The sequence below is a fragment of the Paracoccus sp. S-4012 genome (assembly GCF_009674885.1).
GTDB lineage: Bacteria > Pseudomonadota > Alphaproteobacteria > Rhodobacterales > Rhodobacteraceae > Paracoccus.
On record NZ_WKKA01000002.1, the window covers coordinates 1 to 23,399 of the forward strand.

Consider the following 23,399-nt stretch of genomic DNA (forward strand, 5'->3'; position numbering starts at 1 on the left):
GAACCAGGTCATCGACCCGCCGGGTGGAGACGCCGCCGATCCAGGCCTCCTGGATCACCGCCACGAGCGCCTGCTCCGAGGTCTTCCGGGCCTCGAGGAAGCCGGGGAAGTAGCTGCCCTGCCGAAGGCTTCGGCACACGCAGGTTCAGCGTGCCCAGACGGGTGTCGAGAGCCCGCTCGCGGTAGCCGTTCCGAAGGGGAACATGTCAGGAAGGGTGCCATTCCGCCCGACGACCCGCGAAAAAAAATTCTTAGCTCGATGTTTTCCGGTTCGCGGTAGCGGCCCTACCTCCTCACCGAGGCCGACAGGCTGACAGGCTGACAGGCTGACAGGCTGACAGGCTGACAGGCTGACAGGCTGACATCAAGACAGGAGGATCCCGACATGGACGGAAGCTACAATACCCCCGAGATGAAGGTCAGGCTCTATCAAAAAAGCGCAGGACTTCGTTCCCGACCTTTAGTGGAATTGCGTCGTCGACCGCTTGCTGCGGCTCGGGGAGGTCTCGACGCTCTGCGGGGCCAGCAACTGCGGCAAAACCGCCGCTGACCGGAAGGGGCGCCCGAAGAACTACCGGATATGGTCGTCGCCGAAATGGGTGTCGGCGGTGAAGTAGTGCGCCATGCTGGCCTCTTGCGGGTATTGCCGCAGCATCAACGAACTCATGCCTCGGTGAAAGCGGCCTGCGCATCCCACACGTCCCGGACTGACGCATGCGGTCGCTACAGTGACCTCATCAGCATCGACGAAGGACAAGAATGACGGTGAACCTGATCGACACACCCGAACTCCACTCCATGATCGAGGAGGCGCTGACGGGCGCTCCCCCGGAGCTCCGGCCATGGTTGCCGACCCTGCGTCGTTTCCTGTGCCAGTATTTGCCCGAGGCCGGGTTTGCGCGGAAGGCGAGGCCGCGCAAGCGCGACCCCGAATGGGCTCAGGCATGCTTCGCGCGCGGGGAGCGGCTGGATCGGCTGGGCAGGCAGGGGCTGGAGCGCGCCCGTGATCTCACCGCCTCAGGACCTCGCGGAAGTCGTGGAGATCGCGCAGAACCCCCGCCATCCCGTTCGCGGCGGCGCGGCCGCGCTGCTGAGGTCACTGCCACACTGGCGCGGCGAAGACGGGCCCGGAGGCGATCCACGGCCGCATCGGCCGATTCTCCAGCAGCGCCAGGCGCGCTTGGCTGGGCGGGCGCCGTGGCCGGGGCGCGAGTGGACCTCAACCCTCATCAGGTCGACGCTGCCCTCTTCGCTGTGCTCTCGCCTCTGAGCCGCGGCGCGCTGCTCACCGACGAGGTGGCCTCGGCAAGACGATCGAGGCCGGCCTCGTCATCGCGCAGCGCTGGGCCGAGGGGAGGTAACGGATTCTCGTCATCACGCCGTCGAACCTTTGCAAGCAGTGGCATCAGGAGCTCGAGGAGAAGTTCTTCCTTCTTGCGAGATCATCGAGGCGCGTTCCTACAATGCCGCCCTGCGCCGGTCGCACCCGGCCGTTCGAGTGTCAATCGGCGGGCAAATCTGACCCCGGATCGGCGTGCAATCTTGACCCCACTGGTGCCCGGGAGATCGGGGCCCGAGCCGACGGAACTGATGACGTGGTGGAGGCGGCTCGGGCCCTGATCGGTGTCAGGCCCGGTTCTTGAAGCGCCAGGACTCGTTGCCGGTCTCGATGATCTCGCAGTGGTGCGTGAGGCGGTCGAGGAGCGCGGTTGTCATCTTGGCGTCGCCGAAGACGGTGGGCCATTCTCCGAAGGCAAGATTGGTAGTGACGAGGACCGACGTGCGCTCGTAGAGGCGGCTGACGAGGTGGAAGAGGAGCTGGCCACCGCTCTGGGCGAAGGGCAGATAGCCGAGTTCGTCGAGGATCACGAAGTCGAGCCGGCCGAGGTAATCCGCCAGTTTGCCCTGCTTTCCAGCCCGGGCCTCGGCCTCGAGCGCGGAGTGCACATCCTCGTCGAGAGCTTCCCGGCAGGCGGCCTCCACGGCGGTCAATCCGTCGGAGGCGACACAGCTCAGGATCTGCACCATCTGCCGGTCGCCGTCGTCGGATCCCTTCAGCTTGCGCCGGCAGGGCTCCACCGCCGTCTTCATGTTGTCGTGGATGCCGCGCGTGCAGGTGCCGCGGAAGAAGGCGAAGGCCCGGTCGTGCGCGTCGAAGACCATCTCCTGGCTCTCGCGCATGTAGGCTCGAACGAACATCATCCGGCTGTGGCAGAGCCGGACATGGGCGACCTTCACCGTGACTGTCACGCCGGAGATCAGCACGACCTCATGGCTCCAGTCGAACTGACAGGCCTCGCCGGGGGCGTAGTAGAGCGGCACATAGGCGTCCGCGGTCATCGCGCCGCGGGTCTTTGACCAGGTCCGCGCAAACCGTCGCACGGCATCATAGCCGCCCTCGTGGCCGAGCGTCCGCAGCTCCTCGAACACCCGGATCAGCGTCAGCCGCTTCCGCGCCGGCTTCGTCTCCTTGACCGCCAGCATCTTCTCCAGCGGCTCCTGCCACGGGCCGATCCGCGGGAGCGGCTGACGTTCGCGCTCGTAGCTGAAGTCCGTCTCATCCGAGCGTAGGAGCTTCCGCACCGTGTTCCGCGACACGTGCAGTTCCCGGACGATCCTCTTCATCGACCAGCCCTGCACGTGAAAGGCCCGGCGCACCAGCGCGATCGCATCCACCCGCTTCAACTCCCCCTCCGTCCGCTGCCTCGCAACGGACGGGCTGCCCCAACCTCAGGGGGGTCAAAATTGGGCGCCGATTACCCCGCCTGAGGGGTCAAAATTGCACGCCGAAACACACACTAGCGGCATCGAGCGGGTGCGCTCCCGCTTCATCCTGACAATGGCGGCCAACAATCTCGCCCCGCTGCCCCCGGCTACTGGCACCGTGAAGTCGAAAGAGGTGGGCAGAACTGTTCACCCCTCGTCAGGACCTGTCTGGATACCCAAGCCTTCCAATCGGCAGGCCGGGAAATCGTTTCCACGCCTCCACTAATTCAGCAGCCTGCTAACTGTCACGGCTTGCACATAGTTCGACGAGTTACGTGCAACCCATGGCGCGTGACAGGCTCAAATCACCGAAGGCGACCGTCAGAGCCTGCGCGATCAGGGCTTCACCGACGACGAGATCTGGGACATCGCGGCGATCGCGGCGTTCTTCGGCATGTCGAACCGGCTGGTGAACGCGTTCGACATCCCGCCGAACGCGGAGTTTCATGCGTTGGGGCGGTAGGCGCTCCGCCTTCTCACGCTGCCCGGCCGGGAGTATCCTGCCGCCGAAGGCCCGGCCGCCGGCATCGGGGACGGCGGGGTCGCTGCGACCGGCTTTCGGGACACGACTGACGCTAGCCACCGTCCTTCGGAGGCCATCATGACCGCGTTCAACGTCGTCCGCTTCAAGGTCAGGCCCGGCATGGAGCAGTCCTTCCTCGACGCCCATCGCGGCGTCGGTGGCGACTGGCCGGGGCTGCGCCATGCCAATATCATCAAGGCCGGAGAGCGGCGCTACTGCATCATCGCCGAATGGGAGAGCATGGAGGCGCTGTCTGCCGCGCGGCCGCAGATGATCGCGACCCTCGACGGTTTCCGCGCCACCCTCGAGGATCTCGGCGACGGGCTGGGGGTCACGGACCCCGTCTCGGGCGCGGTGGTCCTGCCGCTGAAGTAGCGGCTAGGGCGCCAGGCTGCACGCCTCGTCACGCTCGTTCCAGTCGATGGCGATGGTCGCGTGGCCGATGTCGAAGCGCGACTGCAACTCGCGCCCGACCGCAGCGACCACGGCGCGGGCCTCGGCGTCGTCATCGGGGCGCACATGCATGGTCGCGAGGACGCGGCCCGAGGTGATCGACCAGACGTGGACGTGGCGGACCGCGGCCAGGCCCGGCACCGCCGCGGTCAGGTGGCGGGCGATCAGCTGCGGGTCGGCGTCCTCCGGGGCGCCCTCCAGCAGGATATGCAGCGACCGGGCCGCCAGCACCCAGGCGCTGCGCAGGATCAGCAGCGAGACCAGCACCGACAGGATCGGGTCGGCCGCGGTCCAGCCGGTGAGTTGGATGATGACCGCGGCCGTGATCGCGCCGACCGAGCCGAAGAGGTCGCCCAGCACATGCAGCGCGGCGCCCTGGATGTTGACATGCTCACTGTCGCCGCGCGTCAGCAGCCACAGCACAACGAGATTGACCAGCAGCCCCGCCACAGCGACCGCCAGCATGGGCCCGACCAGCACCTCGTGCGGCTGCTGCAGCCGGCGCCAGGCCTCGACGGCGATCCAGCCGACGATGGCGAAGAGGGCCAGGGCGTTCACGAAGCCTGCCACGACCTCGAGCCGCAGGTAGCCGAAGGTGCGGCGGTCGTCGGCCTCGCGGCGGCCGAGGCGGAAGGCGCCCCAGGCGAGCGCAAGCGCCGCGGCGTCGGTCAGCATGTGGCCCGAATCGGCAAGCAGCGCCAATGAGCCGGAGAGGAGGCCGCCAATCACCTCCACGATCATGAAGGCGAAGATCAGGATGAAGGAGATCAGGACCTTGCGTTCGTTGTCGCGGCTGACCGTGGGGGCGTGGTCGTGATCGTGGTGATGGTCGTGCGAATGCGACATGGCGGCCCTGCTGCGTTGACTCACATATGAGTAGCTATTCATATGTTGCTGTCAATGCCGCCGACGCCTGGGCTCTTAGGCGGCCGCCTCGCGCGGCTGCACCAGCGCTACGATGTCCATCATGATCCGGTTCAGCTCGAAATCCTTCGGCGTATAGACCCGCGCGACGCCCTGCGCGCGCAGGCGGGCGGCGTCGTCCTCGGGGATGATGCCGCCGACGAGCACCGGGACATGGGCGAGGCCGGCCGCGCGCATCCGCTCCATCACCTCCTCGACCAGCGGCAGGTGGCTGCCGGAGAGGATCGAGAGGCCGACCACATGCGCCTCGTCCTCCATCGCGCGGGCCACGATCTGCTCGGGCGTCAGGCGGATGCCCTCGTAGGTGATGTCCATGCCGCAGTCGCGGGCGCGGGCGGCGATCTGCTCGGCGCCGTTGGAGTGGCCGTCGAGGCCGGGCTTGCCGACCACGAACTTCAGCCGCCGCCCAAGGCGGGCCGAAGCCGCGTCCACCGCCTCACGGATCGGTTCCAGCCCCTCGGTGCGGTTCGAGGGCGCGGCGGAGACCCCGGTCGGGCCGCGGTATTCACCGTAAACGCGGCGCATCTGCGCGGCCCATTCGCCGGTGGTGGCGCCCGCCTTGGCCGCGGCGACCGAGGCGGGCATGATGTTGCGCCCGGCCTCGGCATCCTCGCGCAGCCGGTCGAGCGCCGCAGCCACGGCCGCCGGGTCGCGGGCCCCACGCCATTCGTTCAGGCGGGCGACCTGATCCGCCTCCACCGCCGGGTCCACGGTCATGATACCGCCGTCGCCCGCGGTCAGCGGCGAGGGCTCGCCCTGCTGCCAGCGGTTCACGCCGACCACCACCGTCTCGCCCGATTCGACGCGGGCCAGCCGCTCGGCATTGGCCTCGACCAGCCGCGACTTCATGTAGTCGATGGCCGCGATCGCGCCGCCCATCGCATCGAGCGTCGCAAGCTCGTCCTTCGCGCCCACTTTCAGCGCCGCCACCTTCGCCTCCACGGCCGGGTTGCCGTCGAAGAGGTCGTCGAACTCCAGCAGGTCGGTCTCGTACGCAAGGATCTGCTGCATCCTCAGCGACCACTGCTGGTCCCAGGGCCGCGGAAGGCCGAGGGCCTCGTTCCAGGCCGGAAGCTGCACGGCGCGGGCGCGGGCGTTCTTGCTGAGCGTCACCGCCAGCATCTCCAGCAGGATGCGGTAGACGTTGTTCTCGGGCTGCGGCTCGGTCAGGCCGAGGGAGTTCACCTGCACGCCATAGCGGAAGCGGCGGTAGCGCGCGTCCTCGATGCCGTAGCGCTCGCGGCAGATCTCGTCCCAGAGCTCGGTGAAGGCGCGCATCTTGCAGAGTTCGGTGACGAAGCGGATGCCCGCGTTCACGAAGAAGCTGATGCGGCCGACCATCGCCGGGAAGGCCTCGGGCGCGACCTTGCCCTTGAGGTCGTCCAGCACCGCGATGGCGGTGGCGAGCGCATAGGCCAGCTCCTGCTCGGGCGTCGCGCCGGCCTCCTGCAGGTGGTAGGAACACACGTTCATCGGGTTCCACTTGGGCAGGTGCTCGGCGGTCCAGGCAGCAACGTCGGTGATCATCCGTAAGGAGGGTTTGGGCGGGCAGATATAGGTGCCACGGCTCAGGTATTCCTTGATGATGTCGTTCTGCACCGTGCCCTGAAGCGCGGCGATGTCCGCCCGCTGCTCCTCGGCCACCGCGACATAGAGCGCCAGCAGCCAGGGCGCGGTCGCGTTGATCGTCATCGAGGTGTTCATCTGCTCGAGCGGGATCTGGTCGAACAGCGCCCGCATGTCGCCCAGATGGCCGATCGGCACGCCGACCTTGCCGACCTCGCCGCGCGCGAGCACGTGGTCGCTGTCATAGCCGGTCTGGGTCGGCAGGTCGAAGGCGACCGAGAGGCCGGTCTGACCGCGCGCCAGGTTGGTGCGGTAGAGTTCGTTCGACTTCGCGGCGGTGGAATGGCCCGCATAGGTGCGGAAGAGCCAGGGCTTGTCTCGTTGGGTCTGCTCGGCCACGGCGACCTCCTCGCAACAATCTTTCGTCGCTGAACGCCCTAGCGCAAGGATGGTTCGCCGTCAATTCGCCGCAGCGCGGCGTCAGAGGCGCGAGAGCAGGCCGCGGGCGGCGAGCGGGTTCAGCGCCTTGAAGCCGCTGATGACGTAGAGGAACACATCGCGCGGTTTCCTCTGCCACGCGGTCAAGGGTTCCAGCCCCGCACCGGACTTTCCGGCCGCCCAGTCCCGCGCCCGCGCCGCCCAGGCGTCGAGTGCCGCGTCGGAATAACCCGCCGCCTCGCCCTCCTGCGTCCCCATGATCCGCGCATAGACGAAACCCGCCGTCGCATCCGCGATCACCGGATACTCGCTGTCTCCCGCCAGCACGATCGCTACTCCCGCGGCGCGCGCGATCTCCACCGCCTCGACGCAGGCGAAGCTCTCGTGGCGCAGCTCGACAGCATGGCGCAGCGGAAGGCCCTCGGCCTCTGGCGGCAGCAGCGCCAGAAACGCCGCGAAATCCTCCGCATCGAACCGCTTCGTCGGCGCCAACTGCCAGTTGATCGGCCCCAGCTTCGGCCCGAGCGCGGCGATGCCGGACGCGCAGAAGCGGTCCACCGACTCGCCCGCCTCGGCCAGAACCTTGCGGTTCGTCGAATAGCGCGGCCCCTTCAGCGCGAAGACGAAATCCTCCGGCACGGCGTCGTGCCACCGCTGGAAGGTCTCGCGGCTCTGGCCGCGGTAGAAGGTCGCGTTCACCTCGAGTGTGGTGAACTGGCGGCTGGCCCATTCGAGTTCGCGCGCCTTGGGCACATCGGCGGGATAGAAGGTCTCGCGCCATGGCTCGTAGCTCCAGCCGCCAACGCCCACCCGAATCCGCCCGGTCATAACCGTTCCTCCTGCAAGATTGTTTCAAACCAACTGCCGTCATCTATTGCAATGTTGCGCCACCGCCGCTAACCCTCCCTGCCGAGACGCCCGATTCTGCATCGCGGCACGAGCCTGAAGGAGAACGGCATGGCCCTCGACGCGCCCACCACGATCGCGCCCTACGACGCGCCGGAGAAGGACCTTTACGCCATCGGCGAGATGCCGCCGCTCGGCCATGTCCCGAAGCAGATGCACGCCTGGGCGATCCGGCGCGAGCGTCACGGCGAGCCGGACAAGGCCATGCAGCTCGAGGTCGTGGACACGCCCACTATCGACAGCAACGAGGTGCTGGTCCTCGTGATGGCGGCGGGCGTCAACTACAACGGCGTCTGGGCGGGCCTCGGCGTGCCGATCAGCCCCTTCGACGGCCACAGGCAGCCCTATCACATCGCCGGATCGGACGCCTCGGGGATCGTCTGGGCCGTGGGCGACAAGGTGAAGAACTGGAAGGTGGGCGACCAGGTCGTCATCCACTGCAACCAGGACGACGGCAACGACGAGGAGTGCAACGGCGGCGACCCAATGTTCTCGCCCACGCAGCGGATCTGGGGCTACGAGACGCCCGACGGCAGCTTCGCCCAGTTCACCCGCGTGCAGGCGCAGCAGCTGATGCCACGCCCGCGCCACCTGACCTGGGAGGAGAGCGCCTGCTACACGCTGACGCTCGCCACCGCCTACCGGATGCTCTTCGGCCACCACCCGCATGAGCTGAAGCCGGGGCAGAACGTGCTGGTCTGGGGCGCCTCGGGGGGCCTCGGCTCCTACGCGATCCAGCTGGTGAACGCGGCGGGCGGCAACGCCATCGGTGTGATCTCGGACGAGGACAAGCGCGACTTCGTCATGGCGCTCGGCGCCAAGGGCGTGATCAACCGCAAGGAGTTCAACTGCTGGGGCGCGCTGCCGACCGTCAACACGCCGGAATACAAGGCCTGGTTCGACGAGGCGCGGCGCTTCGGCAAGGCGATCTGGGACATCACCGGCAAGGGCAACAACGTCGACATCGTCTTCGAGCATCCGGGCGAGTCGACCTTCCCGGTCAGCACCTTTGTCTGCAAGAAGGGCGGCATGGTGGTGATCTGCGCCGGGACCAGCGGCTTCAACTGCACCTTCGACGTGCGCTACATGTGGATGCACCAGAAGCGCCTGCAGGGCAGCCATTTCGCGCATCTGAAGCAGGCCGCCTCCGCCAACCGCCTGATGCTGGAGCGGCGCCTCGATCCCTGCATGTCCGAGGTTTTCCCCTGGGAGGAGATCCCGGCCGCCCACGTCAAGATGATGAAGAACCAGCACAAGCCGGGCAACATGGCGGTGCTGGTGCAGGCGCCGCGGACCGGCTTGCGGACCTTCGAGGACGCGCTCGAGGCCGGGCGCGGCTAGGACGGTGTCGGGTGCGTGCTTCGCACGCACCGCTGCGCTCGCCTCAATAGTTCCCCGGCGGATCGCTGGCCGGGAACGATTCGTCCGATGCCTCGTCCGTGCGGTCCCACCCGCGCCGCGGGGCGTCGCGCATCGCTTCGGGCCCGGCGGGACGGACGAAACAGGCATCGGCTGCTTCGCCAGCATCGGCGGCGACGTCGGGATGGATCGCCGCAAGGCTGGAGGCCTGCGCCCGCCCGCCCTCGCTCGGGGACTGATCCCGGTGCCGCCGCGGGGCATTCCGATTCGTCAGCATCGCGATCAGCGCCGCAACGCCGGCCACCGCCAGCAGGGTGGTTAACGAGATTGATCGACGTCTAGGCACGGCCTCAGCTCCCTTGATCTGGACGCCCCGGCGCAGACCACCGCGGCGCATCATCAACGGCTTGCGCGGCCAAGGGTTTCCTTCTTGCTGCAACGCCCCGTTTCCGATAGACGCAACAGCGGGACACCCCTTCCCAACGAGGGGCATTCAGGCTGGAAGGCTGACATGAAAGACCACATGACCCCGGCCGCGCGGCCGGCCAATCCGCGCTTTTCTTCGGGCCCCTGCGCGAAGATCCCCGGCTTCACCCTCGACATGCTGGCAGGTGCGCCCCTCGGGCGCTCGCACCGTGCCGCGCCCGGCAAGGGCAAGCTCAAGCGCGCCATCGACCTCACGCGCGAGGTGCTGGGCGTGCCCGCCGACTACCGCATCGGCATCGTCCCGGCCTCCGACACGGGCGCGGTCGAGATGGCGATGTGGGCCATGCTCGGTGCCCGCCCGGTCGAGATGCTCGCCTGGGAGAGCTTCGGCGAGGGCTGGGTCACGGACGCCGTCAAGCAGCTGAAGCTGGCCGACGCGAAGGTGACACGCGCCGACTATGGCCGCCTGCCCGACCTCGCCGTCGTGGACTGGGACCGCGACGTGGTCTTCACCTGGAACGGCACCACCTCAGGCGTGCGCGTGCCGAACGGCGATGTGATCCCGGCGGACCGCGCCGGGCTGACCATCTGCGACGCGACCTCGGCAGCCTTCGCGATGGAGCTGCCGTGGTCGAAGCTCGATGTCACCACCTTCTCCTGGCAGAAGGTGCTGGGCGGCGAGGGCGGGCATGGCGTCCTGATCCTCTCGCCGCGCGCGGTCGAGCGGCTCGAGACCTTCACCCCCGACCGGCCGCTTCCAAAAATTTTCCGCATGACCAAGGGCGGCAAGCTGATCGAGGGCATCTTCCAGGGCGAGACGATCAACACCCCCTCGATGCTCTGCGTAGAGGACTACATCGTCGCCCTCCAATGGGCGCAGTCGATCGGCGGGTTGCCGGCGCTGATCGCGCGGGCCGAGGCGAATGCGAAGGCTGTGCGCGACTTCTGCGACGCCCGCGACTGGATCGCGAACCTTGCCGAGGACCCGGCCACAGCGTCGACCACCTCGGTCTGCCTGCGCTTCACCGACCCGGCGATCCGCGACGGCGCTGCCTTTGCCAAGGCGGTCGCAAAGCGGCTGGAGACGGAAGGCGTGGGCCTCGACCTCGGCGCATATCGCGATGCGCCGCCGGGCCTGCGGATCTGGTGCGGCTCGACGGTGGAGGCCTCGGATGTCGAGGCGCTGCTGCCTTGGATCGAGTGGGGTTACAGGGCGGAACTCGCCGCACAGGCGTGACGTCGCGGGGGCGCTGCCCCCGCACCCTCGGGATATTTTCAGACAGAAGAAACAAGGCAGGCGAGCGCCGTTTGCGCCCTGCCGGTTCAGGAGAACGCAGATGGCACCGAAGGTTCTGGTTTCGGACGCGCTGAGCGAGACCGCCGTGCAGATCTTCCGCGACCGCGGGGTGGAGGTCGACTACCTCCCCGCCCTCGGCAAGGACAAGGAGAAGCTGGCAGAGGTGATCGGCCAGTATGACGGCCTCGCCATCCGCTCGGCCACGAAGGTGACGGAAAAGCTGCTCGAGCGCGCGGCCAATCTCAAGGTGATCGGCCGCGCCGGCATCGGCGTCGACAATGTCGACATCCCCGCCGCCAGCAAGCGCGGCGTGATCGTGATGAACACGCCCTTCGGCAACAGCGTGACCACCGCCGAGCACGCCATCGCCATGATGTTCGCCGTCGCACGCCAGCTGCCCGAGGCCTCGGCCTCGACCCATGCCGGCAAGTGGGAGAAGAACCGCTTCATGGGGGTCGAGCTCTTCAACAAGACCCTCGGCGTGATCGGGGCGGGCAATATCGGCTCGATCGTCATCAACCGCGCGCTTGGGCTGCACATGAAGGTGCTGGCCTACGACCCCTTCCTCACCGAGGAGCGCGCGGACGAGATCGGCGCGCGCAAGGTCGAACTCGACGAACTGCTGGAGAAGGCCGACTTCATCACGCTGCATGTGCCGCTGACCGACAGGACCCGCGGCATTATCTCGGCCGAAGCGCTGGCGAAGGCCAAGCCGGGCGTGCGGATCGTCAACTGCGCCCGTGGCGGGCTGGTGGACGAGGCGGCACTGGCCGAGGCGCTGAGGTCGGGCCATGTCGCGGGCGCCGCCTTCGACGTGTTCGAAACCGAACCGGCGACGGAAAGCCCGCTCTTCGGGCTGCCGAACGTGGTGGTGACCCCGCATCTCGGCGCCTCGACCACCGAGGCACAGGAGAATGTGGCCCTGCAGGTGGCCGAGCAGATGGCAGACTATCTGCTGACCGGCGCGGTGCAGAACGCGCTCAACATGCCTTCGGTCACGGCCGAGGAGGCGAAGGTCATGGGGCCGTGGATCAGGCTGGCCGGACACCTCGGCGCCTTCATCGGTCAGATGACGGACGAGCCGATCCGCGCCATCAACATCCTCTATGACGGCGTCGCGTCCGAGATGAACCTGCAGGCGCTCAACGCGGCCGTCATTGCCGGCGTGATGAAGCCCGCCAACCCGGATGTGAACATGGTCTCGGCCCCGGTAGTTGCGAAGGAGCGCGGCATCCAGATCGCCACCACGACGCAGGACAAGTCGGGCGTCTATGACGGCTATATCAAGGTCACGATGGTCTCGGACCGCGAGCGCGCCATCGCCGGGACCGTGTTCAGCGACGGCAAGCCGCGCTTCATCCAGATCCGCGGCATCAACATGGATGCCGAGATCGGGCGCCACATGCTCTACACCCGCAACCGCGACGTGCCGGGGGTGATCGGGACGCTGGGGATGACGCTCGGCGGTCTCGGCGTGAACATGGCAAACTTCTCGCTCGGCCGCGCGGCGGAGGGGGGCGACGCCATCGCGATCACCTATCTGGACGAGCCGCTGCGCGAGGATGTGCGCCAGGCGCTGCTGTCCACCGGCAAGTTCGAGCAGGTGCGGCCGCTGACCTTCGAGGTCTAAGCCCCCGGAACCGCCGCCCCGGCCGCTTGGTTGGCCGGGGTGGAGGGAGGTCTGTCATGCGCGTCTACGCGGTCGGCGACATCCACGGACAGACCCCGCATCTGCGCGTGGCCCATGCCCTGATCGCCGCCGATCGTCGGCGTTGCGGCGACGCCGGCGCGCGGGTCGTGCATCTGGGCGATCTCGTCGCCAAGGGTCCCGATTCGCGCGGCACGATCGAACTGCTGATGGCGGGACAGGCGGCGGGCGCGCCCTGGCTGGTGCTGAAGGGCAATCACGACCGCATGTTCTCGCTGTTTCTCGACGACCCGGAGGCGCGCGATCCGGGGATGCAGTCGGAGGGCCGCTGGATCGACCCGGAGAATGGCGGCGACGTGGTGCTGGAGAGCTACGCGTTGCGCGATCCGGCGGGGCGGCCGCTGGCCGAGGTGCATGCCGAGGCGGTTGCCGCCGTGCCGCAGGCGCAGCGCGACTGGCTCGCGGCGCTGCCGGGCTGGCATCTGACGCCGCTTGCGCTGTTCGTGCATGCGGGCATCCGGCCGGGAGTGGACCTGCAGGCGCAGGACGAGACGGACCTGCTGTGGATCCGAAAGCCATTCCAGACCGACACCCGCGACCATGGCGTTCTGGTCGTGCATGGCCACACACCGCACCGCCAGGTCCGTCATCACGGCAACCGGCTCAACATCGACACCGATGCCGCCAGCGGCGGGCCCGTCTCGGCCGTGGTGATCGAGGCCGAGGGGGTGTTTCTGCTGACCGAGGATGGCAGGAAGGAGGTGAGACCCTGACCGGAGCGCGCACCTCGGGCCGCGGTGGACTCACGCCCCGCCCACACCTATATCGACGGATCACGAGGCGCATGATGATCCCCAAGACCGCGAAATTCTCACTCGGACAGGTGGTCCGGCACCGCAAGCACCCGTTCCGCGGGGTGGTCTTCGATGTCGATCCCGAATTTGCCAATACCGAGGAATGGTACGATTCGATCCCGGCCGAGGCGCGCCCGGCGCGCGACCAGCCCTATTACCACCTGCTGGCCGAGAACGAGGCGACCTTCTACGTGGCCTATGTCTCCGAGCAGAACCTGCTGGCCGACGATGACGGCGGTCCGGTCGAGCATCCCGAAGTGGACGAGCTCTTCGGCGAGTTCGAGGACGGCCGCTACCCGGTGCAGGGCTTCATGAACTGAAGCCCCGCCCGCCGTCAGGCGGCGCGCGCCTCCCCCCGGCCGAGGCAGAACATCAGCACGTTGCGGTGCTCCACGCGGCGATAGCGCACCCGCTCGGCCAGGGTGCCGAGGAGGTAGAGGCCGAAGCCGCCCTCCGGCAGGCCCGCGGGCAGCGCGGCGCGCTCGAAGCATCCTTCCGGCGCCGCCTCGCCTTCGTCGCAGACGAGGCAGCAGAGGCTCTCGCCGCGGACCACCACCGACAGCCGGATGCGCGCGCCCTGCCGCGGCCAGCCGCCATCGGGGGCCGCATGCTCGACGATGTTGTTCAGGACCTCCGCCATCGCCAGCTCCAGGCGGCCGAGGTTCTCGGGGCCGCAGAGGGGGCCGAAGCGCGCCCTGAGCGCGACGAGCGCGGCGCGGATTTCCAGCGGGTCGGGATGCAGCTGCCGCTGGAAGCCCTGTTCGGGCGCGGCGCAGGCCGCGAAGGCGGGGGGCGGGCTGGTCGCGTCCTTTTTCAGCACCGGCAGCCCCATCTCAGGCCCCTTCGCCGCTGCCCGGTGCCATCCCGCGGATGCGGAACACGCTGTCCATGCGCGTCAGACGGAACACCCGCTCGACATTCGGGCGCAAGCCGTCGAGTTCCAGGCTGCGCCCGCGCGGCATCGACTTCAGCACCGCGATGGTCGCGCCGAGCCCGGAGCTGTCCATGAAATCGACCCGACTGAGGTCGAGCACGACCGTTCGCCCGCTGGCGCCCAGCACGCGCCGCATCTCGTCCTTGAAGGCCGTCGCCACCGCCGCGTCGAGGCGCGCCTCGTCCACGCGGACATGCAGCACCTCGCCCTCGAGCCTCGTCTCCAGCTTCATGCCCGCCTCCGATTGCGGTTCCCTCGCCGACGTCTCTACGCCAGAAAGGTTTCGATCCGGTTAGCCGTCAGGGGGCGACAGATGAACCATGTCTACATCCTCGGCGCCGCGCGCACGCCGATGGGAGGCTTGCAGGGTAGCCTCGGAGCCGTGCCGGCGCCGCAGCTCGGCGGGGCGGCGATCAGCGCCGCCCTCGACCGCGCGGGCGTGGCCGCGGCCGAGGTCGATTCGGTCATCATGGGCTGCGTGCTGCCGGCCGGTCAGGGGCAGGCGCCGGCCCGGCAGGCGGGATTCGCGGCCGGGTTGCCCGAGAGCGTTCCGGCGACCACGCTGAACAAGATGTGCGGCTCCGGCATGCAGGCGGTGATGATGGCCGCCGATGCGATCGGGGCGGGCTCGACCACGACGGTCGTGGCGGGCGGGATGGAGAGCATGACCCTCGCGCCCTACCTGCTGCCGAAGATGCGCGGCGGCGCGCGGCTCGGGCATGGCCAGGTGATGGATTCGATGTTCCTCGACGGGCTCGAGGACGCTTATGACCGCGGCCCGGACGGGTCAGGGCGGCTGATGGGCACCTTCGCCGAGGACTGCGCGCAGGCGTTCCAGTTCACCCGCGAGGCGCAGGACGCCTATGCGCTCGCCTCGCTGGAGCGCGCCAGTGCCGCCATCGCCTCGGGCGGTTTTGCGGCCGAGGTGGTGCCGGTGACGGTCGCCGGGCGAAAGGGCGAGGCGGTGGTGGACACCGACGAGCAGCCGGGCAGCGCGCGGCCCGAGAAGATCCCGACGCTGAAGCCCGCCTTCCGCAAGGACGGGACGGTGACGGCGGCCAACAGCTCCTCGATCTCGGACGGGGCCGCGGCGCTCGTGATCTCGGGCCGGGCGGAGGTGGCGCGGGCGCGGATCGTCGGCCACGCCACCCACGCGCAGGCGCCGTCCGAGTTCCCGACTGCGCCGGTGCCGGCGGCCGAGAAGCTGCTGGCGAAGATTGGCTGGAGCAAGGACGACGTGGACCTGTGGGAGGTCAACGAGGCCTTCGCGGTCGTGCCGATGGCCTTCATGCAGAAGATGGGCCTGCCCCACGACCGGGTGAACGTGAACGGCGGCGCCTGCGCGCTCGGGCATCCGATCGGGGCATCGGGGGCGCGGATCATCGTGACGCTGCTCCATGCGCTCGAGGCGCGGGGGCTCAGGCGCGGGGTCGCGGCGATCTGCATCGGCGGCGGCGAGGGGACGGCCATCGCGATCGAGCGGGTCTGATGTCGAAGAGCGTCGGCCGGGTCGAGGCGGCGCTGCGTGAGGCGCGCCTCGGCGTGCGGATCGTGGAGCTGGGCGACTGCCGCACGGCGGAGGATGCGGCGGCGGCCTGTGACTGCGGGCTGGACCAGATCGTGAAGTCGATCCTGTTTGCGGATGACGCGGGCGGGTTGGCGCTGTTCCTGACCGCGGGCGGGAACCGGGTCGATCCAGACCGTGCCTCGGCGCTTGCGGGGCGGGCGCTCGGGCGGGCCGATGCGGGGGCGGTCCGCGCGGCGACGGGGTTTGCCATTGGCGGCGTGCCGCCGCTCGGCCATCTGACGCCGGTTCCCGCCTGGTGGGACCCGCGGTTGTCGAAGTTCGACGAGGTCTGGGCTGCGGCCGGCACCCCGCGGCATGTGTTTGCGGCGCCGCCGGGCGAGCTGCTGCGCGCGACGGGCGCGAAACCCGCGGCATTCACGGCCTGAGGCCAAGCTCCCCGCTACCTCCCGCCCGTCCGCCAAAGCGGACGGGTCCGCGCCCGCCCGCCCCCAGGGCGGGCGCGTCTGCGCCCACCTTCGTGCGGGCGCGTCTGCGCCCACCTTCGTGCGGGCGCGGACCCTCTGCCTCGCTTCATCACTGTCGTGAGCGGGATCGGGTCACGCGCCCCGATCCCTTGCGCGGAAACGCCGCAGGTTGCGCTTGCGACAGCCCCTACCGCGTCGTGCTGCCCCCCATCGCGACCAGCCGGTCGATCAGCGGCCGCGCCCTGGGACCGATCCGGTCGCAGGCGCTCGGGTCATCGAGCAGCGAGAAGGCCGGGCCGTAGAACCGCTGGTCGTAGGTCGCGGGGTCGATCCCCAGCTGCGCCGCCAGCTTGTCGCCGGTGCCGGTGATGAGCATCCACTCGCCGTCCGAGATCGTATAGCCGGGGCAGTTCGAGGTGATCACGTTGACCGCCGCCAGCTCCTCGATCAGCGCCTCGGCCGCGGCGTGGTCCAACCCCGAGACATCCGGCAGCGGCACCGTCAAACCCTGTGCCGAAGCCACCGCCGCCGAAAACCCGGCCGCGGCGAGAACTGCAATCCCGCGCGCTCGCATCTGGAACCCCCGTCTGGAACCCGCCAATCCGGCCCCATCGCGCCCCGGATCGCAAGCCAAAACGCCGTGACTTGACGGTGAGGGCGGGCCTCGCTAGCCGGAGGCCGCCCCCATCCCCAGAACCGTGAGGCCAGCCATGCCCGACAGCCATTCCCTCCTGATCCTGCCCGGCGACGGCATCGGCCCCGAGGTGATGGCGGAGGTCCGCAAGGTCATCGGCTGGTTCGAGGACAACCGCGGCCTCAGCTTCGCGGTCGAGCAGGGGCTGGTCGGCGGCTGCGCCTATGACGCCCATGGAACGCCCCTGACCGACGAGACGATGGCCCGCGCGCAGGCGGTGGACGCGGTGCTGCTGGGCGCGGTCGGCGGCCCCGCCTATGACGATCTCGACTTCAGCGTGAAGCCCGAGCGCGGGCTGCTGCGGCTGCGCAAGGAGATGGACCTCTTCGCCAACCTGCGCCCGGCGCAGTGCTTCGACGCGCTGGCCGATTTCTCCTCGCTCAAGCGCGAGGTGGTCGCCGGGCTCGACATCCTGATCGTGCGCGAGCTGACCTCCGGCGTCTATTTCGGCGAGCCCCGCGGCATCCATGCCGACGACAACAACCCCGACAACGAGGGCGGCCGCGTCGGCGTCAACACGCAGCGCTACACCTCGGGCGAGATCCGCCGGGTGGCCCGCGCGGCCTTCGACCTGGCCAAGAAGCGCTCGGGCCGCCTCTGCTCGATGGAGAAGGCCAACGTCATGGAATCGGGCGTCCTCTGGCGCGAGGAGGTCCAGTGGGTCCATGACAACGAATATCCCGAGGTCGAGTTGACCCACATGTATGCCGACAACGGCGCCATGCAGCTGGTCCGCAACCCGCGCCAGTTCGACGTGATCGTGACCGACAATCTGTTCGGCGACCTCCTCTCGGACGCCGCCGCGATGCTGACCGGCTCGCTCGGCATGTTGCCCTCCGCCTCGCTCGGCGCGCCGATGGCAAACGGCCGCCCGAAAGCGCTCTACGAGCCGGTCCACGGCTCGGCCCCCGACATCGCCGGGCAGGGCAAGGCGAACCCGATCGCCTGCATCCTCAGCTTCGCCATGTGCCTGCGCTACTCCTTCGACAAGGGCGCCGAGGCCGACATGCTGGAGGCCGCGGTCGAGAAGGTGCTGGCCGAGGGCGTGCGCACCGCCGACCTGCTGGGGCCGAAGGGCGGCACCCCGGTTTCCACCGCCGAGATGGGCGACCGCATCATCGCGGCGCTGTCGGCCTGACCCGAGGACATCATGAAACTCTACATTAAGCCGGGCGCCTGCTCGCTGGCCTCGCATATCGTGCTGCACGAACTCGGCCTGCCGCATGAGACCGAGGTCGTGGACACCGCGGCCAAGCGCACCGCCAGCGGCGAGGACTACCTCGCCATCAACCCCAAGGGCGTGGTTCCCGCCCTGCGGCTCGACGGCGGCGAGGTGCTGACCGAAGGTCCGGCGATCCTGCAATTCCTGGCCGACAGCGCCGGGAACGAGTCGCTGGCGCCGAAATGCGGCACGCTCGCGCGGGCGCGGGTGCAGGAGGTGCTGAACTTCACCGGCACCGGGCTGCACGCGGCCTTCAAGCCGATGTTCTCGCCTGCCAGCGACGAGGCGACGAAAGCCGCCGCGCGGCAGAGCATCGGCCGCAACATGGCCTGGCTCGAGCAACTGCTGTCCGACGGTCGGCCGTATCTGACCGGCGCGACCTACACCGTGGCCGACGCCTATGCCTTCGTGGTCGCCAACTGGTCGCCCCGTGTGGGCGTGGACCTCGGCCAGTGGCCGAACATGCAGGCCTTCGTCGCGCGCGTCGCCGAACGCCCGGCGACGGTCAAGGCGCTGAAGGCCGAAGGCCTGATCTGACACGGTTTGCGGCGGGCCCCGCGCCCGCCGCATTCCCCTTGCAATCCCTTTTCCCCCGCGCTACCTGCCCCCGCACGGTCGGAGCGTAGCGCAGCCTGGTAGCGCACCTGCTTCGGGAGCAGGGGGTCGGAGGTTCGAATCCTCTCGCTCCGACCAGTATCTCCCGTTCTCATCGTCGTCCTTCATGGTAGCCTGGCACGGGGCCAGCCCCGGGAGGCGGACGTGTCAGATCAGACGAGCAGGTTCGAGCGGTTCAAGGCGCTGCACGCCAGAGCGGGGGCGTTTGTCATTCCCAACCCCTGGGACGCGGGGTCCGCCCGGCTGCTGGCAAGCCTCGGCTTCGAGGCGCTCGCGACCACGAGCGCGGGCTATGCGTTCTCGAAAGGCAAGCTCGATTCACCCGCCGATCTGGAGCGCGACGAGATCCTGGCCAACGCCGCCGAGATCGCCGGCGCGACCAGCCTGCCCGTCTCGGCCGATCTCGGAAACGGCTTCGGCGCGGCGCCGGAAACCTGCGCGGAGACCATCCGTCTGGCCTGCGGCATCGGCCTTGTCGGCGGCTCGATCGAAGATGCGACCGGGGATGCGGACGCCCCGATCCATGATCTGCCCCGCGCGGTGGAGCGGGTTCACGCGGCAGTGGAAGCTGCCCGAGGCCTGCCCTTCCTCCTGACAGCGCGGGCCGAGAACTTCCTCTGGGACCGACCCGACTTGGACGACACGATCAGGCGCTTGCAGGCCTTCTCCGCGGCGGGCGCAGATGTACTCTATGCGCCGGGATTGCCCGACATCGACGCGATCCGAACGGTCTGCGCCGCCGTGGACAAGCCCGTCAATGTGGTCATGGGGCTGAAGGGTCCGAGTTATTCCGTCGCCGAACTGGCGGACGCCGGCGTTCGGCGGATCAGCGTCGGCGGCTCCTTCGCGCGGGCTGCGCTCGGCGCGCTGATGCGGGCGGCCGAAGAGGTGAAGGCCAAGGGCAGCTTCACCTTTGCCGCCGATGCACTCCCCGGAAGCGTGATTGCAAGCGTCATGTCGCAAGAAAAGCGCGGCGCGACGGAATGAGCGCCTGCCATGCGGCGCCCAACCGCGTTGCGGCGCCCCCCTCCCCGGCCTAGCCTTGGCCAGACGCCCATCCGGACGCGGAGGAGAACCCGATGGACACCTGGCTTCCCACCCTCATCACCGACACCCCGCAGGCGGGCTACGAGCTTGCCGTCAAGCTCTCGCGCATGTCGGTGAAGCTCACCCAACAGGACGCCGCGGTGCGCGACCGGCTGCGTGCGGAGTATGCCGTGGACAGCGACGCCCTGATCGCGGTGAGCCAGGTCGTCGCTACCCATTTCGCCACCGTCGCCGCCGCCAACGGCTACTGGACGTGAGCGGCGCGACGGTCGAGTTCGGCCCCGGCGGCGACGTGCAGATCGACGCCGAGGCGCTTGCCGGGCGTCTGGGGCTGAGCCAGGCCGCGTTGCGCGAGGGGATGCGCGACGGCACCATCACCAGCCGCGTCGAGCGCGGCCAGGGCACTGATGCGGGCCGCACGCGGCTGACGGTCTTCACCGCGGCCAAGCGGCTGCGGCTGGTCGTGGATGCGGGCGGCCACGTGTTGCAGAGCGAAGTCGCGGATTTCGGCGACAGGCCGCTGCCTCCCTCGATGCGTCGGGCGTAAGGGGTGTTGTTGCGTCGGGCGCAACAGTGAAAGCCTGATTTTCGCCGTTCCCGTGAATATTCCAGGGCCCTATCTCAGGGTCAAGCAAATACGGGGAACCACCATGCTCAACCAGATCAAGGGCCTGCACCACGTCACCTCGATGGCGTCGGACGCCCAGGAAAACAACGACTTCTTCACCAAGACCCTCGGCCTGCGCCGGGTCAAGAAGACCGTCAACTTCGACGCGCCGGACGTCTATCACCTCTATTACGGCGACGAGACCGGCTCGGCCGGCACCGTGATGACCTACTTCCCCTTCCCGCATATCGTGAAGGGACGGCGCGGCACCGGAGAGGTCGGCGAGACCGCCTTCGCCGTGCCGCAGGGCTCGCTCGGCTACTGGGGCGAGCGCCTCGGCCGGGTCGAGGAGGAGACTCGCTTCGGCGAGACGCGGCTGCGTTTCGAGGGGCCGGACGGCGACGGCTTCGCGCTGGTCGAGGCGCCGGGCGACAGCCGCGCGCCCTTCGCCGGCGGCCCGGTCCCGGCCGATCATGGCGTCCACGGCTTCCGCGGCGTGACCATGCGCCTGCATGACGCCGCCGCCACGGCGGAGCTGCTGAAGTTCATGGGCTACGAGGAAACCGCGCGCGAAGGCGCTTTCACCCGGCTGGTGATGCCCGGCGGCAACGGCGCCGATGTGATCGACCTCGAGGTGCTGCCCGGTGCCGATCGGGCGCGCGAAGGCGCGGGTTCGGTGCACCACGTCGCCTTCGCGGTGGAGAACCGCGAAGCGCAGGCCGAGGTGCGTCGGGCGCTGACTGAGGCGGGCGCGCATGTGACGCCGCAGATCGACCGCGACTATTTCTGGGCGATCTATTTCCGCACCCCCGGCGGCGTCCTCTTCGAGATCGCCACCAACGAGCCCGGCTTCGACCGAGACGAGGACCGCGCCCATCTGGGCGAGGCGCTGAAGCTGCCCGCCCAGCACGCCCACCTGCGCGACCGGCTGGAGCAGACCCTGCAGCCGATCACCGACTGAGGAGGTGGGAATGTCTCTGGACCGCTATCATCACGTCGCGAGGCCGCCCGCCGAGGGCGCCCCGCTGGTCTTTTCCTTCCACGGCACCGGCGGCGACGAGCACCAGTTCACGCGGCTGATCGACCAGATCCTGCCCGGCGCCGGCATCGTCGCCCCGCGCGGCGATGTCTCCGAGCACGGCGCCAACCGCTTCTTCCGCCGCAAGGCCGAGGGCGTCTACGACATGGACGACCTCGCCACGCGCGCGGCGGCGATGGCCGGCTTCATCCGCGCCCACCGCGAGGCGAATCCCGGGGTCCCGGCCTATGCCCTCGGCTACTCCAACGGCGCGAACATCCTCGCCGCGGTATTGTTCGACGCGCCGGACCTGATCGACCGGGCCGTCCTGATGCATCCGCTGATCCCGTGGGAGCCGCAGCCGAAACCCGGCCTCGCTACCGTCGAGATGCTGGTGACGGCCGGCCGCCGCGACCCGATCTGCCCGCTTCCGCAGACGGACGCCCTCGTGCGCTACCTGAAGGACCAGGGCGGCCCGGTCGAGCTGCACCTGCACGACGGCGGCCACGAGATCGCGCGGTCGGAACTCGACGCCATCGCCGGTTTCCTGCGCCGCTGACCCTGTTCGCAGGCCCCGCGATCCCGCATGATCCCCGCGCCCGCCCCTCCCGGCGGGCGCGGGCGTGAGGGCGACATGGACCGGCTCGACAGCGACCGGATGTTCGTGGCGGTCATGGAGGCCGGCAGCTTCACCGGCGGAGCCGAGCGCCTCGGGACCAGCTCCGGCCAGGCCTCGAAGCTCGTTTCGCGCCTCGAGGCACATTTGGGCGTGCGGCTGCTGAACCGCACCACCCGCGCGCTCTCGCCGACCGAGGCCGGGCAGGCCTATTACGACCGCGTCCGCGTGTTGCTGGACGAACTCGATAGCCTCGACCTCGCGATCCGCAACGACTCGGGCGCGCCTCGCGGCCGCCTGCGGCTCACCGCACCGCTGACCTTCGGCGGGCTGGAACTCGCCCCTGCGCTCAACGATTTCGCTGCGCGCTTCCAGGAGATCGAGCTGGACGTCAGCTTCTCCGACCGCATCGTGAACCTGGTGGACGAGGGCTTCGACCTCGCCGTGCGGATCGGCCGGCCGGAGGATTCGAGCCTCGTCAGCCGCCGCCTCTGCGGTTCGCGCCTCGTGGTGGTCGCCGCGCCCGCCTATCTGGCGGAACGGGGCGCGCCGCGGACGCCCGGCGACCTCGCCGCGCATGACTGCATCATCGACACCAACTTCCGCGATCCCGGCCGCTGGCCCTTCGGCCGCGGCGCCGAGGCGCGCGCTGTCCCGGTCACGGGCCGCATCCGCTATTCCAACGCCGAGGCCTGCCTTCAGGCCGCCAAGGCCGGCCTCGGCATCGCCTGCGTGCCGAGCTTCGTCGCGGGTGCGGCGCTCCGCTCCGCCCGCGTCGAAAGGGTGCTGCAGGCGCATGAGGTCGAGCCATTCGGCGTCCATGCCCTCTACCCCCACAGCCGCCACCTCGCCGGGAAGGTCCGCGCGCTGGTCGATTTTCTAGCGGAACGGTATCGCGGGACGCCGTCGTGGGAGGCGGGCTGGTGATTGCTTCCACATCGGTCGCAATCATCTTCCATTCGGCCGGATTATTGTCCAGGCGTTCCGGTGCCATATCCCCTCCATCAGCGGCGCGCCCCTCGCGTCGCGCTTGAGGAGAACCGCCATGACCACCATCCCCAACACCCCCGCCCGCGCCTCGCTGCTCGACGGTGTGGCCGACACCGACCTCGCCGCTACGATCCTGCGGGTCTCGCTCGGCATCCTTTTCGTCGCCCATGCCTGGCTGAAGATCGCGATCTTCACCCCGGCCGGGACCGCCATGTTCTTTGAAAGCCTCGGCTTCCCCGGCTTCCTCGCCTATCCGGTGATCGCCGTCGAACTGCTGGGCGGCATCGCCCTGATCCTCGGCATGGCCACCCGCTGGGTCTCGCTCGCCCTGATCCCGGTGCTGATCGGCTCGATCGTCGCGCCCCACGGCGCCGCCGGGTTCTTCTTCTCGAACGAGGGCGGCGGCTGGGAATACCCGGCGTTCTGGGCCGTGACCCTCGTGGTCCAGGCGCTCCTCGGTGACGGCGCCTTCGCCCTTCGCCGCAACCGCGCCTGACCCATATC

General features: G+C 69.1%; 24 protein-coding genes, 1 tRNA gene and 3 pseudogenes. 18 read left to right on the forward strand and 10 right to left on the reverse strand.

The window, feature by feature from the left end:
• The 3 pseudogenes from GI374_RS03300 to istA all read right to left on the reverse strand — a co-directional run.
• Positions 1 to 194 (reverse strand): annotated as a pseudogene (locus GI374_RS03300) (transposase); the annotation flags it as partial.
• 1,432 nt (positions 195 to 1,626) lie between these two features.
• A pseudogene (locus GI374_RS03305) lies at positions 1,627 to 1,950 on the reverse strand (ATP-binding protein); the annotation flags it as partial.
• Between the two features lie 123 nt (positions 1,951 to 2,073).
• Positions 2,074 to 2,685, reverse strand: a pseudogene (gene istA / locus GI374_RS03310) (IS21 family transposase); the annotation flags it as partial.
• Positions 2,686 to 3,367: 682 nt separating this feature from the next.
• Between istA and GI374_RS03320 the strand changes: the two are divergent.
• On the forward strand, positions 3,368 to 3,664 hold the full coding sequence (locus GI374_RS03320; RefSeq protein WP_154335616.1) for an antibiotic biosynthesis monooxygenase: 297 nt from the start codon (positions 3,368 to 3,370) through the stop codon (positions 3,662 to 3,664).
• A gap of 3 nt (positions 3,665 to 3,667) precedes the next feature.
• Here the strand turns inward: GI374_RS03320 and GI374_RS03325 are convergent, their stop codons facing one another.
• From GI374_RS03325 to GI374_RS03335, 3 genes are all read right to left on the reverse strand, one after another.
• The gene (locus GI374_RS03325; protein ID WP_154335617.1) at positions 3,668 to 4,588 is read right to left on the reverse strand and encodes a cation diffusion facilitator family transporter; all 921 of its coding nucleotides are present in this window, start codon (positions 4,586 to 4,588) and stop codon (positions 3,668 to 3,670) included.
• A gap of 75 nt (positions 4,589 to 4,663) precedes the next feature.
• Positions 4,664 to 6,631: a methylmalonyl-CoA mutase family protein gene (locus GI374_RS03330; RefSeq protein ID WP_370515114.1), complete on the reverse strand. Its 1,968-nt coding sequence runs from the start codon at positions 6,629 to 6,631 to the stop codon at positions 4,664 to 4,666.
• A gap of 81 nt (positions 6,632 to 6,712) precedes the next feature.
• The gene (locus tag GI374_RS03335) at positions 6,713 to 7,498 is read right to left on the reverse strand and encodes a DUF72 domain-containing protein (RefSeq protein WP_154335618.1); all 786 of its coding nucleotides are present in this window, start codon (positions 7,496 to 7,498) and stop codon (positions 6,713 to 6,715) included.
• A gap of 129 nt (positions 7,499 to 7,627) precedes the next feature.
• On the opposite strand from GI374_RS03335, the gene ccrA reads away from it, so the two are divergent.
• Positions 7,628 to 8,917, forward strand: a complete 1,290-nt coding sequence (gene ccrA / locus GI374_RS03340; protein WP_154335619.1) for a crotonyl-CoA carboxylase/reductase — start codon at positions 7,628 to 7,630, stop codon at positions 8,915 to 8,917.
• Between the two features lie 43 nt (positions 8,918 to 8,960).
• On the opposite strand, the gene GI374_RS03345 is transcribed toward ccrA, so the two are convergent.
• The gene (locus GI374_RS03345) at positions 8,961 to 9,338 is read right to left on the reverse strand and encodes a hypothetical protein (RefSeq protein WP_154335620.1); all 378 of its coding nucleotides are present in this window, start codon (positions 9,336 to 9,338) and stop codon (positions 8,961 to 8,963) included.
• A 108-nt stretch (positions 9,339 to 9,446) separates the two neighbouring features.
• On the opposite strand from GI374_RS03345, the gene GI374_RS03350 reads away from it, so the two are divergent.
• From GI374_RS03350 to hspQ, 4 genes are all read left to right on the forward strand, one after another.
• The gene (locus tag GI374_RS03350) at positions 9,447 to 10,598 is read left to right on the forward strand and encodes a phosphoserine transaminase (protein WP_154335621.1); all 1,152 of its coding nucleotides are present in this window, start codon (positions 9,447 to 9,449) and stop codon (positions 10,596 to 10,598) included.
• A gap of 100 nt (positions 10,599 to 10,698) precedes the next feature.
• The gene (gene serA, locus GI374_RS03355) at positions 10,699 to 12,288 is read left to right on the forward strand and encodes a phosphoglycerate dehydrogenase (protein ID WP_154335622.1); all 1,590 of its coding nucleotides are present in this window, start codon (positions 10,699 to 10,701) and stop codon (positions 12,286 to 12,288) included.
• A gap of 56 nt (positions 12,289 to 12,344) precedes the next feature.
• Complete coding sequence (locus GI374_RS03360) at positions 12,345 to 13,079, forward strand: metallophosphoesterase (protein WP_154335623.1); 735 nt, start codon at positions 12,345 to 12,347, stop codon at positions 13,077 to 13,079.
• A gap of 74 nt (positions 13,080 to 13,153) precedes the next feature.
• A complete protein-coding gene (hspQ, locus tag GI374_RS03365; protein ID WP_195759825.1) occupies positions 13,154 to 13,480 on the forward strand; it encodes a heat shock protein HspQ in 327 nt (108 codons plus the stop codon).
• 14 nt (positions 13,481 to 13,494) lie between these two features.
• Here the strand turns inward: hspQ and GI374_RS03370 are convergent, their stop codons facing one another.
• Both GI374_RS03370 and GI374_RS03375 read right to left on the reverse strand, forming a co-directional pair.
• Positions 13,495 to 13,992, reverse strand: a complete 498-nt coding sequence (locus GI374_RS03370) for an ATP-binding protein (RefSeq protein WP_154335625.1) — start codon at positions 13,990 to 13,992, stop codon at positions 13,495 to 13,497.
• A 1-nt stretch (position 13,993) separates the two neighbouring features.
• On the reverse strand, positions 13,994 to 14,326 hold the full coding sequence (locus GI374_RS03375) for an STAS domain-containing protein (protein WP_154335626.1): 333 nt from the start codon (positions 14,324 to 14,326) through the stop codon (positions 13,994 to 13,996).
• An 81-nt stretch (positions 14,327 to 14,407) separates the two neighbouring features.
• Here GI374_RS03375 and GI374_RS03380 point away from each other — a divergent pair, with 81 nt between their 5' ends.
• Positions 14,408 to 15,583, forward strand: a complete 1,176-nt coding sequence (locus GI374_RS03380; RefSeq protein WP_154335627.1) for an acetyl-CoA C-acyltransferase — start codon at positions 14,408 to 14,410, stop codon at positions 15,581 to 15,583.
• Positions 15,583 to 16,047, forward strand: a complete 465-nt coding sequence (locus GI374_RS03385; RefSeq protein WP_154335628.1) for a YbaK/EbsC family protein — start codon at positions 15,583 to 15,585, stop codon at positions 16,045 to 16,047. Before GI374_RS03380 ends, GI374_RS03385 begins: the two co-directional genes overlap by 1 nt.
• A 226-nt stretch (positions 16,048 to 16,273) precedes the next feature.
• Here GI374_RS03385 and GI374_RS03390 read toward each other — a convergent pair whose 3' ends face one another.
• Entirely contained in the window at positions 16,274 to 16,609 is a 336-nt protein-coding gene (locus tag GI374_RS03390; RefSeq protein WP_370515115.1) for a hypothetical protein, read from the reverse strand.
• A 187-nt stretch (positions 16,610 to 16,796) separates the two neighbouring features.
• On the opposite strand from GI374_RS03390, the gene leuB reads away from it, so the two are divergent.
• The 10 genes from leuB to GI374_RS03440 all read left to right on the forward strand — a co-directional run bounded on the left by leuB (position 16,797) and on the right by GI374_RS03440 (position 23,391).
• Entirely contained in the window at positions 16,797 to 17,918 is a 1,122-nt protein-coding gene (gene leuB / locus GI374_RS03395) for a 3-isopropylmalate dehydrogenase (RefSeq protein WP_154335981.1), read from the forward strand.
• A gap of 12 nt (positions 17,919 to 17,930) precedes the next feature.
• Positions 17,931 to 18,539, forward strand: a complete 609-nt coding sequence (gene gstA, locus GI374_RS03400; RefSeq protein ID WP_154335630.1) for a glutathione transferase GstA — start codon at positions 17,931 to 17,933, stop codon at positions 18,537 to 18,539.
• Positions 18,540 to 18,618: 79 nt separating this feature from the next.
• Positions 18,619 to 18,695, forward strand: a tRNA-Pro gene (locus GI374_RS03405).
• A gap of 66 nt (positions 18,696 to 18,761) precedes the next feature.
• Positions 18,762 to 19,604: an oxaloacetate decarboxylase gene (locus GI374_RS03410; RefSeq protein WP_370515116.1), complete on the forward strand. Its 843-nt coding sequence runs from the start codon at positions 18,762 to 18,764 to the stop codon at positions 19,602 to 19,604.
• 92 nt (positions 19,605 to 19,696) lie between these two features.
• On the forward strand, positions 19,697 to 19,921 hold the full coding sequence (locus GI374_RS03415; protein ID WP_154335632.1) for a hexameric tyrosine-coordinated heme protein: 225 nt from the start codon (positions 19,697 to 19,699) through the stop codon (positions 19,919 to 19,921).
• The gene (locus GI374_RS03420) at positions 19,918 to 20,211 is read left to right on the forward strand and encodes a DUF6522 family protein (protein WP_154335633.1); all 294 of its coding nucleotides are present in this window, start codon (positions 19,918 to 19,920) and stop codon (positions 20,209 to 20,211) included. Before GI374_RS03415 ends, GI374_RS03420 begins: the two co-directional genes overlap by 4 nt.
• A gap of 103 nt (positions 20,212 to 20,314) precedes the next feature.
• Entirely contained in the window at positions 20,315 to 21,232 is a 918-nt protein-coding gene (locus tag GI374_RS03425; protein ID WP_154335634.1) for a ring-cleaving dioxygenase, read from the forward strand.
• 10 nt (positions 21,233 to 21,242) lie between these two features.
• A complete protein-coding gene (locus tag GI374_RS03430; RefSeq protein ID WP_154335635.1) occupies positions 21,243 to 21,848 on the forward strand; it encodes an alpha/beta hydrolase in 606 nt (201 codons plus the stop codon).
• A 27-nt stretch (positions 21,849 to 21,875) separates the two neighbouring features.
• Positions 21,876 to 22,832 (forward strand): LysR family transcriptional regulator, encoded by a 957-nt coding sequence (locus tag GI374_RS03435; protein ID WP_229582575.1) that lies wholly within the window; start codon positions 21,876 to 21,878, stop codon positions 22,830 to 22,832.
• A gap of 118 nt (positions 22,833 to 22,950) precedes the next feature.
• Positions 22,951 to 23,391, forward strand: a complete 441-nt coding sequence (locus GI374_RS03440) for a DoxX family protein (RefSeq protein ID WP_154335636.1) — start codon at positions 22,951 to 22,953, stop codon at positions 23,389 to 23,391.
• Positions 23,392 to 23,399: the final 8 nt, after the last annotated feature.

What these genes read in the sequence shown, in the direction of transcription:
- GI374_RS03350 (WP_154335621.1), top strand. Translation starts at nt 9,447, where the DNA reads ATGAAAGACCACATGACCCCGGCCGCGCGGCCGGCCAATCCGCGCTTT.
- hspQ (WP_195759825.1), top strand. Translation starts at nt 13,154, where the DNA reads ATGATCCCCAAGACCGCGAAATTCTCACTCGGACAGGTGGTCCGGCAC.
- GI374_RS03320 (WP_154335616.1), top strand. Translation starts at nt 3,368, where the DNA reads ATGACCGCGTTCAACGTCGTCCGCTTCAAGGTCAGGCCCGGCATGGAG.
- GI374_RS03425 (WP_154335634.1), top strand. Translation starts at nt 20,315, where the DNA reads ATGCTCAACCAGATCAAGGGCCTGCACCACGTCACCTCGATGGCGTCG.
- GI374_RS03335 (WP_154335618.1), bottom strand. Translation starts at nt 7,498, where the DNA reads ATGACCGGGCGGATTCGGGTGGGCGTTGGCGGCTGGAGCTACGAGCCA.
- gstA (WP_154335630.1), top strand. Translation starts at nt 17,931, where the DNA reads ATGAAACTCTACATTAAGCCGGGCGCCTGCTCGCTGGCCTCGCATATC.
- serA (WP_154335622.1), top strand. Translation starts at nt 10,699, where the DNA reads ATGGCACCGAAGGTTCTGGTTTCGGACGCGCTGAGCGAGACCGCCGTG.
- GI374_RS03360 (WP_154335623.1), top strand. Translation starts at nt 12,345, where the DNA reads ATGCGCGTCTACGCGGTCGGCGACATCCACGGACAGACCCCGCATCTG.
- GI374_RS03380 (WP_154335627.1), top strand. Translation starts at nt 14,408, where the DNA reads ATGAACCATGTCTACATCCTCGGCGCCGCGCGCACGCCGATGGGAGGC.
- GI374_RS03385 (WP_154335628.1), top strand. Translation starts at nt 15,583, where the DNA reads ATGTCGAAGAGCGTCGGCCGGGTCGAGGCGGCGCTGCGTGAGGCGCGC.
- ccrA (WP_154335619.1), top strand. Translation starts at nt 7,628, where the DNA reads ATGGCCCTCGACGCGCCCACCACGATCGCGCCCTACGACGCGCCGGAG.
- GI374_RS03415 (WP_154335632.1), top strand. Translation starts at nt 19,697, where the DNA reads ATGGACACCTGGCTTCCCACCCTCATCACCGACACCCCGCAGGCGGGC.
- GI374_RS03370 (WP_154335625.1), bottom strand. Translation starts at nt 13,992, where the DNA reads ATGGGGCTGCCGGTGCTGAAAAAGGACGCGACCAGCCCGCCCCCCGCC.
- GI374_RS03440 (WP_154335636.1), top strand. Translation starts at nt 22,951, where the DNA reads ATGACCACCATCCCCAACACCCCCGCCCGCGCCTCGCTGCTCGACGGT.
- GI374_RS03430 (WP_154335635.1), top strand. Translation starts at nt 21,243, where the DNA reads ATGTCTCTGGACCGCTATCATCACGTCGCGAGGCCGCCCGCCGAGGGC.
- leuB (WP_154335981.1), top strand. Translation starts at nt 16,797, where the DNA reads ATGCCCGACAGCCATTCCCTCCTGATCCTGCCCGGCGACGGCATCGGC.
- GI374_RS03435 (WP_229582575.1), top strand. Translation starts at nt 21,876, where the DNA reads ATGATCCCCGCGCCCGCCCCTCCCGGCGGGCGCGGGCGTGAGGGCGAC.
- GI374_RS03375 (WP_154335626.1), bottom strand. Translation starts at nt 14,326, where the DNA reads ATGAAGCTGGAGACGAGGCTCGAGGGCGAGGTGCTGCATGTCCGCGTG.
- GI374_RS03325 (WP_154335617.1), bottom strand. Translation starts at nt 4,588, where the DNA reads ATGTCGCATTCGCACGACCATCACCACGATCACGACCACGCCCCCACG.